This window comes from Paenarthrobacter sp. CCNWLY172, from assembly GCF_037402035.1.
In the GTDB taxonomy this organism is placed as follows: Bacteria; Actinomycetota; Actinomycetes; order Actinomycetales; family Micrococcaceae; genus Arthrobacter.
Genome location: NZ_JBBEGB010000004.1, coordinates 389,742 through 404,342 on the forward strand (window position 1 = coordinate 389,742; position 14,601 = coordinate 404,342).

Annotated in this window: 11 protein-coding genes; 5 read left to right on the forward strand and 6 right to left on the reverse strand. The window is 63.9% G+C overall.

The window, feature by feature from the left end; translation table 11 throughout:
• Positions 1–8 precede the first annotated feature (8 nt).
• Positions 9–917 carry an amino acid ABC transporter ATP-binding protein gene (locus WBN73_RS08555; RefSeq protein ID WP_242703421.1) on the reverse strand — a complete coding sequence of 303 codons (909 nt, stop codon included), beginning with the start codon at positions 915–917 and terminating at the stop codon, positions 9–11.
• Positions 914–1,879 (reverse strand): amino acid ABC transporter permease, encoded by a 966-nt coding sequence (locus WBN73_RS08560; protein ID WP_207595223.1) that lies wholly within the window; start codon positions 1,877–1,879, stop codon positions 914–916. The genes WBN73_RS08555 and WBN73_RS08560 overlap by 4 nt, the downstream gene beginning before the upstream one ends.
• Before the next feature lie 289 nt (positions 1,880–2,168).
• On the opposite strand from WBN73_RS08560, the gene WBN73_RS08565 reads away from it, so the two are divergent.
• From WBN73_RS08565 to WBN73_RS08580, 4 genes are all read left to right on the forward strand, one after another.
• Complete coding sequence (locus WBN73_RS08565; RefSeq protein ID WP_337339811.1) at positions 2,169–4,130, forward strand: FAD/NAD(P)-binding protein; 1,962 nt, start codon at positions 2,169–2,171, stop codon at positions 4,128–4,130.
• Between the two features lie 57 nt (positions 4,131–4,187).
• Entirely contained in the window at positions 4,188–4,706 is a 519-nt protein-coding gene (locus WBN73_RS08570) for a GNAT family N-acetyltransferase (RefSeq protein ID WP_337339810.1), read from the forward strand.
• A 3-nt stretch (positions 4,707–4,709) separates the two neighbouring features.
• Entirely contained in the window at positions 4,710–6,431 is a 1,722-nt protein-coding gene (locus tag WBN73_RS08575; RefSeq protein WP_207595226.1) for a helicase HerA-like domain-containing protein, read from the forward strand.
• Between the two features lie 115 nt (positions 6,432–6,546).
• Positions 6,547–7,575: a hypothetical protein gene (locus WBN73_RS08580; RefSeq protein WP_207597663.1), complete on the forward strand. Its 1,029-nt coding sequence runs from the start codon at positions 6,547–6,549 to the stop codon at positions 7,573–7,575.
• A gap of 160 nt (positions 7,576–7,735) precedes the next feature.
• Here WBN73_RS08580 and WBN73_RS08585 read toward each other — a convergent pair whose 3' ends face one another.
• The 4 genes from WBN73_RS08585 to WBN73_RS08600 all read right to left on the reverse strand — a co-directional run bounded on the left by WBN73_RS08585 (position 7,736) and on the right by WBN73_RS08600 (position 13,233).
• The gene (locus WBN73_RS08585; RefSeq protein WP_207595227.1) at positions 7,736–9,709 is read right to left on the reverse strand and encodes an NHL domain-containing thioredoxin family protein; all 1,974 of its coding nucleotides are present in this window, start codon (positions 9,707–9,709) and stop codon (positions 7,736–7,738) included.
• Complete coding sequence (locus WBN73_RS08590) at positions 9,709–12,003, reverse strand: cytochrome c oxidase assembly protein (RefSeq protein WP_443193251.1); 2,295 nt, start codon at positions 12,001–12,003, stop codon at positions 9,709–9,711. The genes WBN73_RS08585 and WBN73_RS08590 overlap by 1 nt, the downstream gene beginning before the upstream one ends.
• Positions 12,004–12,145: 142 nt before the next feature.
• A complete protein-coding gene (locus WBN73_RS08595) occupies positions 12,146–12,433 on the reverse strand; it encodes an HU family DNA-binding protein (protein WP_011776355.1) in 288 nt (95 codons plus the stop codon).
• 236 nt (positions 12,434–12,669) lie between these two features.
• Complete coding sequence (locus WBN73_RS08600; protein ID WP_337339809.1) at positions 12,670–13,233, reverse strand: GNAT family N-acetyltransferase; 564 nt, start codon at positions 13,231–13,233, stop codon at positions 12,670–12,672.
• Between the two features lie 202 nt (positions 13,234–13,435).
• Here WBN73_RS08600 and WBN73_RS08605 point away from each other — a divergent pair, with 202 nt between their 5' ends.
• On the forward strand, positions 13,436–14,497 hold the full coding sequence (locus WBN73_RS08605) for a patatin-like phospholipase family protein (RefSeq protein WP_337339808.1): 1,062 nt from the start codon (positions 13,436–13,438) through the stop codon (positions 14,495–14,497).
• Positions 14,498–14,601 lie beyond the last annotated feature (104 nt).

Genomic DNA, 14,601 nt, shown 5'->3' on the forward strand with positions numbered 1-14,601 from the left:
GGAGTGTCCTAGATGTTGAAAGCTGGTTCGATGACTTTGGAGAAGAAGCTGCGGGTACGTTCCTCACGGGGGTTCGCGAAGATATCCTGCGGAGTGCCGGATTCGACGATCTGGCCCTGGTCCATGAAGACCACGGTGTCAGCGACGTCCCGGGCAAAGCCCATCTCGTGGGTGACCACAATCAGCGTGGTACCGGACTTGGCGAGTTCGCGGATGACGTCCAGGACTTCGTTGACGAGTTCGGGGTCCAGTGCTGAGGTGGGCTCGTCGAAAAGGAGGATCTTGGGATCAAGCGCCAGCGCCCGCGCAATGGCCACGCGTTGCTGCTGGCCTCCGGACAGCTGGCGCGGGTAGGCGTCTGCACGGTCCTTCAGGCCCACCCGATCCAGGAGCTCCAATCCTCGCTTCCGGGCTTCGGCCTTGGAACGCTTCTGGGCCACGATGGGCGCCTCGATAACGTTCTCCAGGGCAGTGAGGTGCGGGAACAGGTTGAAGCTCTGGAACACCATGCCAATGTGGGTGCGCTGCTTGAGAATGTCCTTCTCGCGCAGTTCGTGGAGTTTGTTGCCGCGGACTTCGTAGCCCACCAGTTCGCCATCGATGGTGATGTAGCCGCCGTCGACTTTTTCCAGGTGGTTGATGGTGCGCAGCAGGGTGGACTTGCCCGAGCCCGACGGCCCCACGATCACCGCGACGCCGCCCGGTGGGACGGACAAGGAAACACCCTTGAGCACCTCTGTGGCGCCGAAGGACTTCCGGACGTTGGTGATGTCCACCTGGCCGCGGGTGGCGGCCTTGGCTGCGCCGGCCGGAGCTTTTCCGGCCGGGACTGTGCCGGCCGAATCGCGGGCCGGAGCTTCAGCGTCAGGCTGTGCCGCCGTCGTCGTGTTTTCCTTGCGTGAAGCAATGATGCTCATCGGGCGTCCTTGGTGGGAGAGACAGCAACGTGTGTGGTGAAAAACTTGCGGGCCTTCTGCAACGGGGTGAGCGGCAGGGTCCGCAGTGCGCCCTTGGAGAAGTGGCGTTCGATGTAGTACTGGAAGATGCTCAGCACGGAGGTGATCACCACGTACCAGAGCGTCGCCACGAGGAGCAGTGGCAGCACCTGCTGGGTCCGGTTGTAGATGACCTGGACCGTGTAGAACAGCTCCGAGTACGCCAGGACGTAAACGATCGAGGTGCCCTTGACCAGGCCGATGATCTCGTTGAACGCGTTGGGCAGGATGGCCCGCATCGCCTGGGGAAGCACGATCCTGGTGGAACGCTTCCACGCCGGGATGCCCAAGGCCGAGGCGGCTTCGAGCTGGCCTTGGTCCACGGAGAGAATGCCGCCGCGGATGATTTCGGCGGAGTAGGCCGCCTGGTTCAAGGTGAGGCCGAGGACCGCTGCGGCGAACTGGCTGATGAGCGTGGTGGTCTGGGCTTCAAAGAAGCGGACGTCCGTGAACGGGATGCCCAGGCTGATCTTCTCGTACAGGTACCCCAGGTTGTACCAGAGGAGGAGCTGGACCAGCAGCGGAGTGGAGCGGAAGATCCAGGAGAACGTCCAGGACACCGAGACCAGCAGCGGCGAGGCCGACAGGCGCATGAGGGCCAGGATGAAACCGAGGACAAAGCCAAGGACACCGGAGATGGCCGTGAGTTTGAGGGTCTCGATGAGCCCGTTGACTACCGACTGGGCGGTGAACCACTCGGCCACCACGCCCCACTCCCAGCGCGGGTTGGTGACCAGCGACCACGCGATGGCGGCCACGCCGGCAGCCACCAGCACGGTGCCCACCCACCGCCACGGGTGACGTGCAGGGACCAGCTTGTACTCGGAGTAATCCGGGGTGGGCGGTGCAGTGTCCGCCGTGGCAGGCGGTGCGATTGCACTCATGCGCCACCTCATTTCAGATCGGTTGTTGTCTATCGGATGGCTGCCAATCTATGGGCGTGCGAAACCCCGCAGCAAGGCGGGAATTTGCACTTCTTCACTGGGCTTCGCGCGGCTTCGCAAGGGTTCGTACAACGTCATAATCGATGTCATCAGGCGCCATATGCGTCCCTTCTTTGCGCACCTTAACGTGACGTGACGCGTGGTGAACGGCCGTGACCACCGCCTCGACCAGCGGCCCGGTTCGTCCCTAGATTGGGCATCACAACACCACTGCTCTTCAGGAGATCCCATGCCGTCACGAGTTCCAGCCATCGCCTTCATTGGCGGCGGCCCGCGCACCGCCGGCGTCCTGGAACGGCTTGCCGCCAACCGTCCTGCGGTGTTCCTCGGTCCCCTGCACATCCACGTCATCGAACCCCATGAACCCGGTTCCGGGAGGATCTGGCGCTATGACCAGGATCCCGGGCTGCTGCTGAACTCCACGGCTGCGGACGTCACCATGTTCACGGACGCCTCGGTAGCCTGCGACGGCCCGTCGGTGGAGGGGCCGGGATTGTCCACGTGGGCGTCGGGCGTGCTGGACGGCAGCATCCGGGATGTTCCTTCGCTGGAGCCGCACCTGCTCGAACATCTTCGCTCGCTGACTCCGGGGTCGTTTCCCACCCGTCAACTTCAGAGCAAGTACCTTGAATGGTTCTTCGGCCGGGCTGTCAGCGCTTTGGGCTCCGACGCGACGGTCACCGTGCATCGGGACACGGCCACCGCCGTCGAGCGTTCGGTTGCGGACGGCGCCTCCGCTGGGTCTCACAGCGGGCTCGACGACGGTCCTCACCGCGTGCGGCTGGCTTCCGGTGCGGAGGTGCTTGCCGACGTCGTGGTGTATGCGCTGGGGCACACAGATTCCGTTCCCGACCCCGAGTCCGCCCGCCTCAGCGAATTCGCTGCCCGGCACGGCGGGTTCCATGCGCCGCCGTCGTACACCACGGACGTGGACTACTCCGCGATTGAACCCGGCCAGGACGTGATCGTTTCCGGGATGGGCCTGGCGTTCGTGGACCTGCTCGTGCTGCTGTTCGAGGGACGTGGTGGCCGCTTCGAAGAAACGCCCGATGGCCACCTGGACTACGTAGCCTCCGGCGCCGAACCGCGGGTCTGGGCAGGGTCCCGGCGCGGTGTACCTTTCCACTCCAAGATCTCCTCCACGTTGCGCGGCGAGCCAATCGCCCGCCCGCGATACTTCACCGCAGAGGCCATTGATGCGCTCCTCGCCCAGCATCAGGAACTCGATTTCCGCAAGCACCTGTGGCCGCTGATCGCCAAGGACGCCGGGTACGCCTACTACCGCGAGCTCTTCACCGGCTACCCGGAGCGGGTATTGGGGACGTGGACCAGTTTTGAGTCACGTTTCGAGGCCCTCGATTGGTACAGCGCTGCCCGCGAAGAACTGGTCAACTTCTCCGTGCCGGATCCGGCGCTGCGCCTGGACCTCGAGAAGCTGGACCATCCCCTGAGCGGCTGCGCGTTCGCCGACCATGACTCAGTGCAACGCTCGGTGGCCGCGTATATCCAGCGCGACCTTGATCTCCGCACCAGCCCCGACCATTCCGAGACCCTGGCCCTTTTCACCGCCTTGCTGTTTGTCTACATGGACCTCGGCCGCCTGGTCCCGCAGGAAAGGCTCAATGCCCGCTCCCAGCAGGCCATTCACGGGTGGTGGCACGGCTTCTTCAGCTTCGTCGACTCCGGGCCGCCCTCCCACCGCCTCCGCGAGATGCTGGCACTTCACCGGGCCGGGTTCCTGAAGTTCCTGGGTCCGGGCATGTGGGTCCGTGCCGACGATTCCATGGGCAGGTTCGTTGCCGGCTCGTTCCAATCGCCCGTTGTGGTGGACGCCGCCGCGTACATTGAGGCGCGGCTGCCTGCCGCTTCGGTGGAACGTTCCGCCAACCCCGCGTTGTTTGACCTGCACGACGCCGGATGGGGCACCGAACAGCGGCTCCTCACCTCCGACGGTGCCCACTCCACAGGAAAGCTGCTGGTCTCCGGGAATCACGAGGTCCTGTCCCCTGTTGGTACTCCTCAGAGGGGTTTGTTCGCGGTGGGCCCGTGGACGTCCGGGTGGGGTGCCGGGGCTTTTGCACGGCCCAACACCAACGCAGCACCCTTCCGGGAGAACGACGCCCTGGCGCGGAGGATCCTGTCCACTGTTGCTGCCGCCCGCCCAACTGAGTCGCAGTTAACGCCGTTATGAGCCCTCAAAACGGCATTAACTGCTACCTACTTGGATTCCACCTACGAAAGGCCTGACATGACAACAACGCCAACCCTGCCGACGTCGGGCCTGACCGTCCTCAGCCTGCCCATGCGCGATCCCCGCGTTCGCCCCCTCCTGGACGAGCTCGCCGTCGAATACAACACCCGCTATGGCGACCTGTTCAGCAGCGAAGGGGCCGCGGAGGAACTGAACCGGTACCCTGCCGAAGAGTTCGCTGCCCCGCACGGCGCGTTGATCATCATCCAGGAGAATGGCGAGTCAGTGGCCGGCGGCGCGTTCCGGCGCTATGACGACCACACTGCCGAACTCAAGCGGATCTGGACGCACTCGGCCCACCGACGTCGCGGCTTGGCACGCCTGGTCCTGACGGAACTGGAAAATGAGGCGCGACGACGCGGCTACCGGAAGCTCTACCTCACCACCGGCCCGCGCCAGCCGGAGGCGAAAAACCTCTACCTTGCCACGGGCTACAAGGCGCTGTTCGACCTCGCCGCAGACCCCGAGGACATCAAGCATTTGGCGTTCAGCAAGGATTTTGCCGTGCACAGCTAAGCTATGCGCATGGCCAAGAAACCCACTGCAACAACTGCCGAGAAACTTGCCACCATCCAGCAGGGGTACACCCTGGAAGGTGCCACCATCGAGCTGGGCGCCGCGATCGTGGACGGTGAGATCCACAAAGAGGCCCAGGTCCGGCTCCCGCTCGCCATGATGAACCGGCACGGACTGGTGGCCGGCGCCACGGGCACCGGCAAGACGGTCACGCTGCACATGATGGCCGAACAGCTGTGTACGGCGGGTGTCCCGGTTTTCCTCGCGGACATCAAGGGTGATCTTTCAGGACTGGCCACGCCCGCCACCGGCAGTGAGAAGCTGACCGCACGCACCTCGGCGCTGGGGCAGGAGTGGTCTGCGAAGAATTTTCCCGTTGAGTTCCTCTCGCTCGGTGGGGATGGCCACGGTATTCCCGTCCGTGCCACCATCACCTCGTTCGGGCCAATCCTGCTCTCGCGCATCATGGATTTGAACGACACGCAGGAATCCAGCCTCCAACTGATTTTCCACTTCGCGGACAAGAACAACCTGGAGCTGATCGACCTCAAGGACCTCCGTGCGGTCATCCAGTTCCTGACCTCGGACGAGGGCAAGACCGAACTGGCAAACCTTGGCGGGCTTTCCAAAGCCACAGCCGGCGTGATCCTCCGCGAACTGGTCACCCTTGAGGCCCAGGGGATGGAGAAGTTCTTCGGCGAGCCCGAGTTCGATACCGCCGAACTGCTCCGCACAGCGCCGGATGGCCGGGGCGTGATCAGCTGCCTTGAATTGCCAACGCTGCAGACCAAGCCCCTGTTGTTCTCCACGTTCCTCATGTGGCTCCTGGCTGATCTTTTCGAGGACCTCCCCGAAGCCGGCGACCTGGACAAGCCCAAGCTCGTCTTCTTCCTGGACGAAGCCCATCTGCTGTTCAACGGCGCCTCCAAGGCCTTCCTCGACGCCATCACCACCACCGTCCGGCTCATCCGCTCCAAAGGGGTGGGCATCTTCTTCGTCACGCAGACACCCAAGGATGTTCCTGCTGACGTCCTGGGCCAGCTCGCCAACCGCATCCAGCACGCCTTGCGCGCCTTCACCCCCGAGGATGCCAAAGCGTTGAAGGCCACCGTCTCCACGTTCCCCGTCAGTGACTACGACCTCGAAGAAACGCTCACGTCCGCGGGCATCGGCGAGGCCGTCATCACCGTCATGAATGAGAAGGGTGCGCCCACACCGGTTGCGTTGACCCGGCTCCGCGCCCCGGAGTCCGTCATGGGTCCCAGCGCGGACGACCTCATCAAGAGCACCGTGGCAGGGTCCTCCTTGTTGGTGAAGTACGGCACCGCCGTGGACAACCTCTCCGCGTACGAGAAGTTGAGTGGCCAGGCCGCCGTATCCACCGGCGATGCTGCTCCGGGACTGCCACCGGTGCCTTCCGCATCATCGGGGGGTTCCGGGGTTTCCCAGTCCGACATCGACGCCGAAGCGCGCCGGATCGAGGAAGAGATCCTCGGCCGCCCCAGCTCGCGGTCCTCATCACCTGAGCCCTACCCGGTTCCCGCGCCTGCTCCAGTTCCGCAGCAGGCTCCGGCCCAGCAGGATGGCATGTTCGGAGACATCGCCGGCGCCCTCGGTGGTGCGCTGGGCGGCGGGCTGAAAAGCATGGTCCGGTCCATGGGCACGCAGCTGGGCCGTGACCTCATGCGCGGCGTCTTCGGCACCTCCTCACGGCGCCGCCGCTAGTCCCGCCTGACGGGCACCAGTACGACGCCGGGTGGCAACAACGCTTGTTGCCGCCCGCCGTCGAGCCTTCTCCAATCGGTGGACATACGTCATATCGGCGCCTTCCTGCACAGTGATCGCTGCCGCGGCAGGTAACGTAAAGGGCGTGCAGTTGAGTCAAGCGTTCGTCAAGACCGCAGCCGGATGGCTGCTCGGTCTGATGCTTGCTGCCGCCGGGGCCATCGTCTGCATCAATTTGGTGAGCTCGTCGGTGGCCAGCCCACAACAGCCCGTCAAGGAGTACCTGGCGGCGCTGCAGAAGGGCGAAGGCGAAGAAGCGCTGGGCCTCCTGCGGGCCAAAGTGCCCAGCTCGAACGCCGCCATGCTGGATGGCACCGCCCTGCAAACAGCCGCTTCCAAGATGTCCGACGTCACAGTGGGGAACCCTGAATCGCGGGGCAGCAACCGCGTGGCAGTCCCCGTCGACTACACCCTGGACGGCAGCAAACTTCACACCGAGTTCCTGATGGAACGGACCGGGACGCAGTGGCTGTTCTTCGCCAAGTGGGCGTTCGTGCCCACCACGCTGCCCACCATTGAGGTCACGGTGGTCAATGCCAGCGAAGCCACCCTCAACGGTGTGCCCGTCAATATGCCCAATGGCCGCAACACCTTCGCTGTCTTCTTCCCCGGTAAGTACGAGGCCAGCCTCAACGGGACCTTCTTCGAGGCGCCGCCCACCTCGGCCCTCGTCTCAACCCGCGACGGCGGCCAGGCTCCCCTGAACCTGCAGACGCGTTCCACCAAGTCCATGAACGAGGCAGTCGCCGGGAAGGTCCGCGAATTCCTGGACAGCTGCGCGGCGCAGGCCACCGAACAGCAACGGCTCCAGCCCGATTGCCCCTTCTACCACGCCAGCAACGCCCGTGTGGTGGACGGAACCATCAAGTGGGCCATCACGGAATACCCCAAGATCACTATCGAACCTTTCGGCGGCAAATGGGTGGTGGCTCCCCTGAACGGCAAGGCCACCCTGACCGCCCGGGAAATCAACCTGTTCACCGGGTACGTCAACGACCTCAGCGTTGAGCACGATTTCAGCTTCACCACCCAACTGGATGTCAACGCCGACACTGTGACAGTCACCCCGATGCTGACCTTCTAAGCTTCCCCGGCCCGCCGCACAGGCCTGCCATTGGCACGTCGGCCGCACTCACCTGCTGCACCGGCCCGCCGCACTCGCTCGCCTTCGACCAGTTCCAGGGCATGAAAAAGGCCCGGGCCAACCTATCGAAAAGTGGGCCCGGGCCATTTCAGTCAGTGGGTTAGTCCATGCCGCGCAGGTCCAGCACCAACTCGGACTCACCGTCGGCCTGCAGGACTACCGGAATGCCCCAATCCTGCTGGTAGAGGTGGCAGGCGGCGTGGTCCGGGATTTCGCCGTCCTCAGTTTCAGGCCCATCACAAGCAGCCGCACGGGCGGTGATGTGAAGGATGCCTTCGGGAACGTCGGCGGAGAGTTCCAGGGTGCGCAGCAAGCCCACCGATGTTCCGCCTCCGGAGACCAGGAGTTCCGGCGGCGTGGAAGAGATCTTCATCTGCGTGGGATCGCCCCATCGGTCGTCCAGCTTCTGGCCTGTCGGCGCAGTGAAACGGACGGCCAGTTCCAACGGGCCGGGGGTCACCGGGCTCTTGGGACGGTGCGTCTGGGAAGCGCCTTCGTCCACTTGCTGGGCTTCCTTGGGGATCGGAACCAGGACCAGTTGGTGCTTGTTGGACTCCACCACGACAAGCAGCGGCTCACTGCCTTCCACCTGGACCACCACGACATCACTAGGCTCAGCGAGGCCCCTCGCCAACGTGGACACCGACTTGGTAGCGGGGTCGTAGCGGCGGACGGCGCCGTTGTAAGTATCTGCGATGGCTACAGAACCGTCCGGCAAGACGGTGACACCCAAGGGGTGCTGCAACCGGGCCTCAGCGGCCTCGCCGTCGCGGAAGCCGAAATCGAACAACCCTTTGCCCACCGCGGTTTCCACGGTGACGCCCGAGTCGCTCAGCACCAACCGGCGAAGGGACGACGTTTCCGAGTCCGCAACCCAGATGTTGCCCTCGGCGTCGATCGCCAGGCCGGAGGACTGGGCGAACCAGGCCTCTTCAGCCTTGCCGTCCAGCAGGCCCTCCAGACCGGAGCCGGCCAGGATGGAAACCTCGTTGCCCAGGGGGTCGAAGGCGAAGATCTGGTGTGTGCCGGCCATGGCGATAACAACGCGCTGCAGCTTATCGCTCCACACCACGTCCCACGGTGAGGACAGGGAAACCTCGGTGCCCAGACCCAGCGCCCCCACATCAATGGCGTCGGCCGCGAAGTCAGCAGGGCCGGCGTCGTGATGTTCAGACCAAGTACCGGCGCCGGTGTCCGTCACTCGGGCAGGTCCGGCGTCGAGCAACCGCTGCACACCGTTTCCGGCGACGGTCTGCACGTAACCGGAGCTGAGTGTCACTCCACGGAGGCGGTGGTTGACGGTATCGGCCACCACGGCGTCGTAGCCCAGTTTCCATGCAAGCTCCGACGGGAGCAACGCGACGCCCTGGGGCTCATTGAACTGTGCGATCTCCGCTTGGCCGTCCAGGTACCCCTTGGTGCCGGAGCCGATGACGCGCTCTACGGTTTCCAGGTCCGGTCGAAGCTCCACCAGACGGTGGTGGCCGGAGTCGACTACGAGGTAGTTGCCGTTCGGCAGCTGCGTGGCTTTGCCCGGGAAACGCAAAGTGCCCGACGTCGGCACGGGAGCCACGTAGGGGCCGTTGCCGCGATGGAGGGTTCCCTTGGCTTCATGCTCGGCGACGAGTTCTTCCAGCAGGACAGCCAGGCCGTCGGCATGGCCTTCGCCGGAAAGGTGGGCCACGATGTACCCCTCGGGATCGACGACCACCAGCGTGGGCCAGGCACGGGCCGTGTAGGCCTTCCACGTGGCTAGTTCCGGGTCGTCCAGGACCGGGTGGTGGATCTCGTAGCGCTCAACGGCCGATGCCAGCGCTACGGGATCCGCTTCGTGCTCGAACTTGGGCGAATGTACGCCCACCGTCACCAGGACGTCGGAGTACTTCTCCTCGAGGGGGCGCAGTTCGTCAAGAACGTGCAGGCAGTTGATGCAGCAGAAGGTCCAGAAGTCCAGCAGCACGATCTTGCCGCGCAAGGACTCCAAGTCCAAGGATTTGCCGCCCGTGTTGAGCCAGCCGCGGCCCTCTAGTTCGGAGGCCCGGACCCGGAGTTGGGTGCGTACGGTTTCGCTCATCAGCGTCCTTCCAGCTTGGTGTTCGGTTCAGTCTGCACTGCAGAGTCTGGGCGTTCGACATTGTTGCGTTCGGCGTCGCCGCGTTCGGCATTGCTGCTCTCGGCGTCGCCACGTTCGGCCTGGGCGGTCCGGGATGGTTCGACCGTCCTGGAAGGCTGGGCAGTGCGGCCTGCCATTTTGGCATCGCGGTCAGCGAGCCGGGCAAACATATCGTTGTAAGCGCTCAGGTCGGCGTCGTTATTCCTGTCCGCGGCACGATCAACGCGGCGGGTCTCCCGTTCATCCGAGCGTGACCACATCACGGCCACTCCGATCGCCACCAGCAATGTGGGTACTTCGCCGATTCCCCACGCAACTGCGCCACCCAGTTGCTGGTCTCCAATGGCCGACGGACCCCAGGCGCGGCCGAGGTTTCCAAAGTAGTCGGCTGCCAGCAGCCCGGTGCCACCCATGATGGCCACGCCGAAGAACGCGTGGAAGCCCATGGTGGCCAGCAGGAGAAGCAGGCGCATCGGGTAGGGCGCGCGGCGCGGCAGAGGATCGCTGCCGATCATGCTCAGCACAAAGATGTAGCCGGTCAGGAGGAAGTGCACGTTCATGAGCTCGTGGCCCACGTGCTCTCGCATCGCGAGGCCGAAAAGATCCGAGTAGTAGAACAGGACGATGGAGCCTGCGAAGTTGGCTGCGGCGAACAACGGGTGTGTCACGATCTGCGAGAACCTGGAATGCACAAACAGCAGCAGCCATTCGCGAAGTCCCCGTGAGCCGTTGGCTCCCTCTCCCCTGGAAGGCAGTGCCCGCAGGGCAAGCGTGACGGGTGCGCCCAAAACGAGGAAGATCGGGGCAACCATGGTCAGGGCCATGTGGTCCACCATGTGCGCAGAGAACAGCACGCGGCCATAAACGGCAGGCGGGCCGGAGGTGATGTACGTCAGCACCACGAGGCCGATCAGCCAGTTCACCGATCGGAACCAGGACCATTTGTCTCCGCGCCTGCGGACCTTGATGATGCCCATGATGTAGGTGACCGCACCAAACAGCGCCACTCCCACCCACAGCCAGTCGAATCGCCATTCCGTCAACCAGCGTTCCGGAGTGAGCTCCGGTGGGAGCTCGTAGCCGGAGAGGATGAACGACGGCGATGCATCAGGCGCATAGGTGGTGGGCTGCGGCGGAGCCGATCGGCCCAGCGCAACGGCAAGTCCCGACGTCGCGCCCATGACCAGCAGCTCAACCAGAACCAGTTGCCATAGCACGCGGCGGGCAGACATGGAACCGTTCTTGCCGAGCTGGGGAATGACCCACTGGCGGTGCATGAACCCGATGCCACCCAGCACGAGCGTGGCCAAGGACTTCGCGACGATGAGTTGGCCGTACGGGGAGCCGAACAGGTCCGCGGGGTTTGTCACGCGGATGGCAGCATTGATGACGCCGGAGGCGAACACCAGCACAAAGGCGAAGCCGGCCAGTGCCGAGAACCGCCGGAGGGTTTGTTCGGTGATGTCCGGCGTTCCCTTGCTCCGGGAACCCGTGAGGATCGTGGAAAGGACAGCGAGCATGATGATTCCGCCCACCCACGTAGAGACCCCTACGAGGTGGAGTCCCAGTGAGTTGATGGCGCCTTCGTGGTCACTGGAACTCGACGAGTGTCCGATCAATGCGGTGGGAATGAGCCCGATCAGGGCCAGCAGCAGAGTGAACGCCAGCCCGGTCAAGGAGCGCACCCCGAACAGCGCGGTAGTGACCACTGCGGCGATGATGGTGACGGCGAGCCAAGCCTTGCCCGTCTCGATGTCCGTCATGAAGTACACCAGCGAACGGGTGAACTCGGCGTCGCCGGAGAGCCCTTGGCCCGCTACGTCTGCGTAGGTCAGGACGAGGACTGCCACTGCGGACAATGTCCATGCTGCTCCCGCGGCTGCAGCGACGGCGAGGGCCCGGGCAAAAGCGGGGTGTTCGGGTGCTTCAACATTCTTGTCGCGGGACCGCGAGCCACCGAGGTTCTTGGGCAAGATGCCGACTGCAAAAATCAAACCGCCCACCACAGTTGCCACGGAGACGTTGTGGATGGCCTTTGCGACCGGAAGGCCCCACCGGACCAACTCGCCGGGGTCCGAGACCTGCCGTGCTGCGGAAGCACCTGAGAAGATGAGTGCCGCGGCGAGCGTCAGGAACAGCGCCGCCAGACCGGCCAATTGCCACGGTACGGAAATCCCCGCGACTGTAGTGCCTCCCCGCGCTCCCGGCGTGGGAACAGGCGAAGGGGCAGTTGCGGAATTTCTTGCTGATGGCACTCATCCATTGTCCGCTACCTGTCGCAAGGCTGCGAATCGGGAGGGTGCTATGTGCATCACGGGTGCTATGTGGATATGTAAAAAGCAGAAGGGACGGCAACCGTCAGGTTGCCGTCCCTTCCAGGCGTTCGCCGAAGAGTAATTACTTCTTCTTTGCGACAGCAGCCTTCAGCTTGGAGCCAGCGGTCAGCTTGACGCTGTGGCCGGCTGCGATCTGGATGGTCTCGCCGGTCTGCGGGTTGCGGCCGGTGCGGGCTGCACGGTCGGTGCGCTCAACTGCGAGCCAGCCCGGGATGGTGATCTTCTCGCCGGCGGCGACAGAAGTCTCGAAAACTTCGAACAGTGCATCGAGCACGGAGTTGACTGCTGCCTGGCTGGTGCCAGCCTTGCCTGCTACCTCTGCAACGAGTTCACTACGGTTCTTAGCCATTTACGTCCTCCTGGACTCATACGTTTTTGAGCTTTCAAGCGGAATGCGAGCAAGCCACTGTTCGAAAACTTACCAGCTTGGGCTGGCATGGCCAGCAAATTCCGCGTGTTTCCGCGCCTTTTTGACCAAAATCACCGGATTTTCGGGGTTTTTAGGGGTGCTTTACGCCCTTGGCGTACCCTACGGCATTGGCCCGTTCCCCCCATACTGCCCATCAGACCTCCCGCTGTGCCCCATCAGAACAGGACGCGCTGGAACAAAAGGTGGTCCTGCCATTCCCCCGATATGTGCAGGTAGGCGGGCGCAACGCCGATCCGTTCGAAGCCGCATCGGTTGAGGACAGCTTGGGACGCTGTGTTGTGGAGCAGTGTCGCGGCCTGGACCCGATGGAGGCCGAGCTCCTCTGTTGCCATATTCACGACGGCGGCAACCGCGCACGACGCCAAACCCCTTCCGGTGCATTCCGCATCAATCCAATAGCCCAGATTGGCGTTCTGGAAAGGACCGCGGACAATGCCGGTCAGTGTGATCATTCCTTGAATGCCCCGGCTGCCGGTGACGACCCATGGCACTTCGCTGCCAGCGGCATAGAGGCCGAGCTTGGCCTGTATCGAAGCCTCCTGGCCTCCCACGGTGAAGAAGTCATCTCCACGGGTGGGCTCCCATTGCTCCAAATGCCTTCGATTACGCAGATAAGCAGCAGCCAGGTCTTTCGCGTCTGAAAGCTCAACAGGGCGCAGGTTCACCCGTTCGCCGCCCGCTCTGCCCGCGCCTGGGGAGACGTATCGTGTGAGATTCATCCCCAGACTCTACCGGCGCCTGCCCAACAATTGCGCAGGTGCCTACAGAGTGATAACTTTTCGCGTGATCGTGAACTTTCGACAGGAGGTGAGACCCATGAACGCAGTATCCATAGTGGGCGCTCCCTGCAGTCCACGATCCCGCGACTGAGCTGATCGCGAGTGGGAGCGTCCGTCACGCACTTCGCGAAAGGCGACTCCCATGGACACATCAACTACTTCATCACTTAACGCCGGCCCGACGACGGCGCCCGGGTTACCGGCGCCCGTCCAGTCCCAGCCACATGTCGACGCCGATTCGGCCGTCACGGGACCGGCAACGCCCCGACGGGCCTTGGTCCTCGGTGGCGGCGGCTCAACCGGCAACGCGTGGCTGATCGGAATTATCGCCGGCCTGTTCGACGCCGGGCTGGACGTCACCACCGCAGACCTGACCATTGGCACCTCAGCAGGGTCCACCGCCGCAGCCCAACTCGCCGGCGCCACCCCAACCGAGCTGTTTGATGCCATCGTTGCCGCATCCCCGCCGGAACCGGCGAACAATGTACGGGCCGGCCGGGTTGGGGCTGGTGTTGTTGGGTCTGGCGTGGCCGGGTTTGGCGTGGTTGGGTCTGGCGCCAGGCCAGTAGTGGACCAGATGGAACGGACCGGCAACATCATGAGTGCTTCCACGGACATGGCCGATATGCGCCGGCGATTGGGGGCAGCAGCCATTGAAATGGCCGAAGCCCTGGAAGGCTGCAGCGCACGATGGCGTGACACAGTGGCAACCCGCTTGCCCCAAGCGCAGTGGCCGGAACGGACAATCCTCCTGACCGCGGTGGATGCCCGGACGGGTGATCCGGTGGTATTCCACCGCCACAGCGGAGTGGATCTGGTAGACGCAGTTGCCGCCAGCTGCGCCAGCGGCTTCGCGTACAGCATCGGCAGCAACCAGTACATCGACGGCGGATACCGCGCCAACGCCGAGAACGCAGATCTGGCAACTGGGTACTCACGGGTGCTGGTGTTGGCCCCTTTCGGCGGCCGTACGCGGACTCCGTTGGAGTGGGGCATGCACCTCGCTGGGCAGGTGGACGCGCTGCATGCCAACGGCAGCCAGGTTGAAACAATCTTTCCTCACAACGAATCCGAGTACATGTTCGGCGTCAGGGCGATGGATTTGTCCTTGCGTCCGTCAGCGGCCCGAGCAGGATTTCAGCAAGGCAAAGCGCTGGCGCCCCATGTGGCCGATTTCTGGAGCTCACCGGATCTTCCCGGTTGATGGATGCTTTGCCTCGTTTAGGGGTTGGGTGGTTAAAGGGGAAGAGCCCCGACCTGTGGTCGGGGCTCTTGCCTTAATGGTTGTCCGGCGGTGTCCTACTCTCC

Coding starts and splice junctions, on each gene's coding strand:
- WBN73_RS08560 (WP_207595223.1), bottom strand. CDS start 1,879: ATGAGTGCAATCGCACCGCCTGCCACGGCGGACACTGCACCGCCCACC.
- WBN73_RS08585 (WP_207595227.1), bottom strand. CDS start 9,709: ATGAGCGAAACCGTACGCACCCAACTCCGGGTCCGGGCCTCCGAACTA.
- WBN73_RS08570 (WP_337339810.1), top strand. CDS start 4,188: ATGACAACAACGCCAACCCTGCCGACGTCGGGCCTGACCGTCCTCAGC.
- WBN73_RS08555 (WP_242703421.1), bottom strand. CDS start 917: ATGAGCATCATTGCTTCACGCAAGGAAAACACGACGACGGCGGCACAG.
- WBN73_RS08565 (WP_337339811.1), top strand. CDS start 2,169: ATGCCGTCACGAGTTCCAGCCATCGCCTTCATTGGCGGCGGCCCGCGC.
- WBN73_RS08605 (WP_337339808.1), top strand. CDS start 13,436: ATGGACACATCAACTACTTCATCACTTAACGCCGGCCCGACGACGGCG.
- WBN73_RS08600 (WP_337339809.1), bottom strand. CDS start 13,233: ATGAATCTCACACGATACGTCTCCCCAGGCGCGGGCAGAGCGGGCGGC.
- WBN73_RS08595 (WP_011776355.1), bottom strand. CDS start 12,433: ATGGCTAAGAACCGTAGTGAACTCGTTGCAGAGGTAGCAGGCAAGGCT.
- WBN73_RS08575 (WP_207595226.1), top strand. CDS start 4,710: ATGCGCATGGCCAAGAAACCCACTGCAACAACTGCCGAGAAACTTGCC.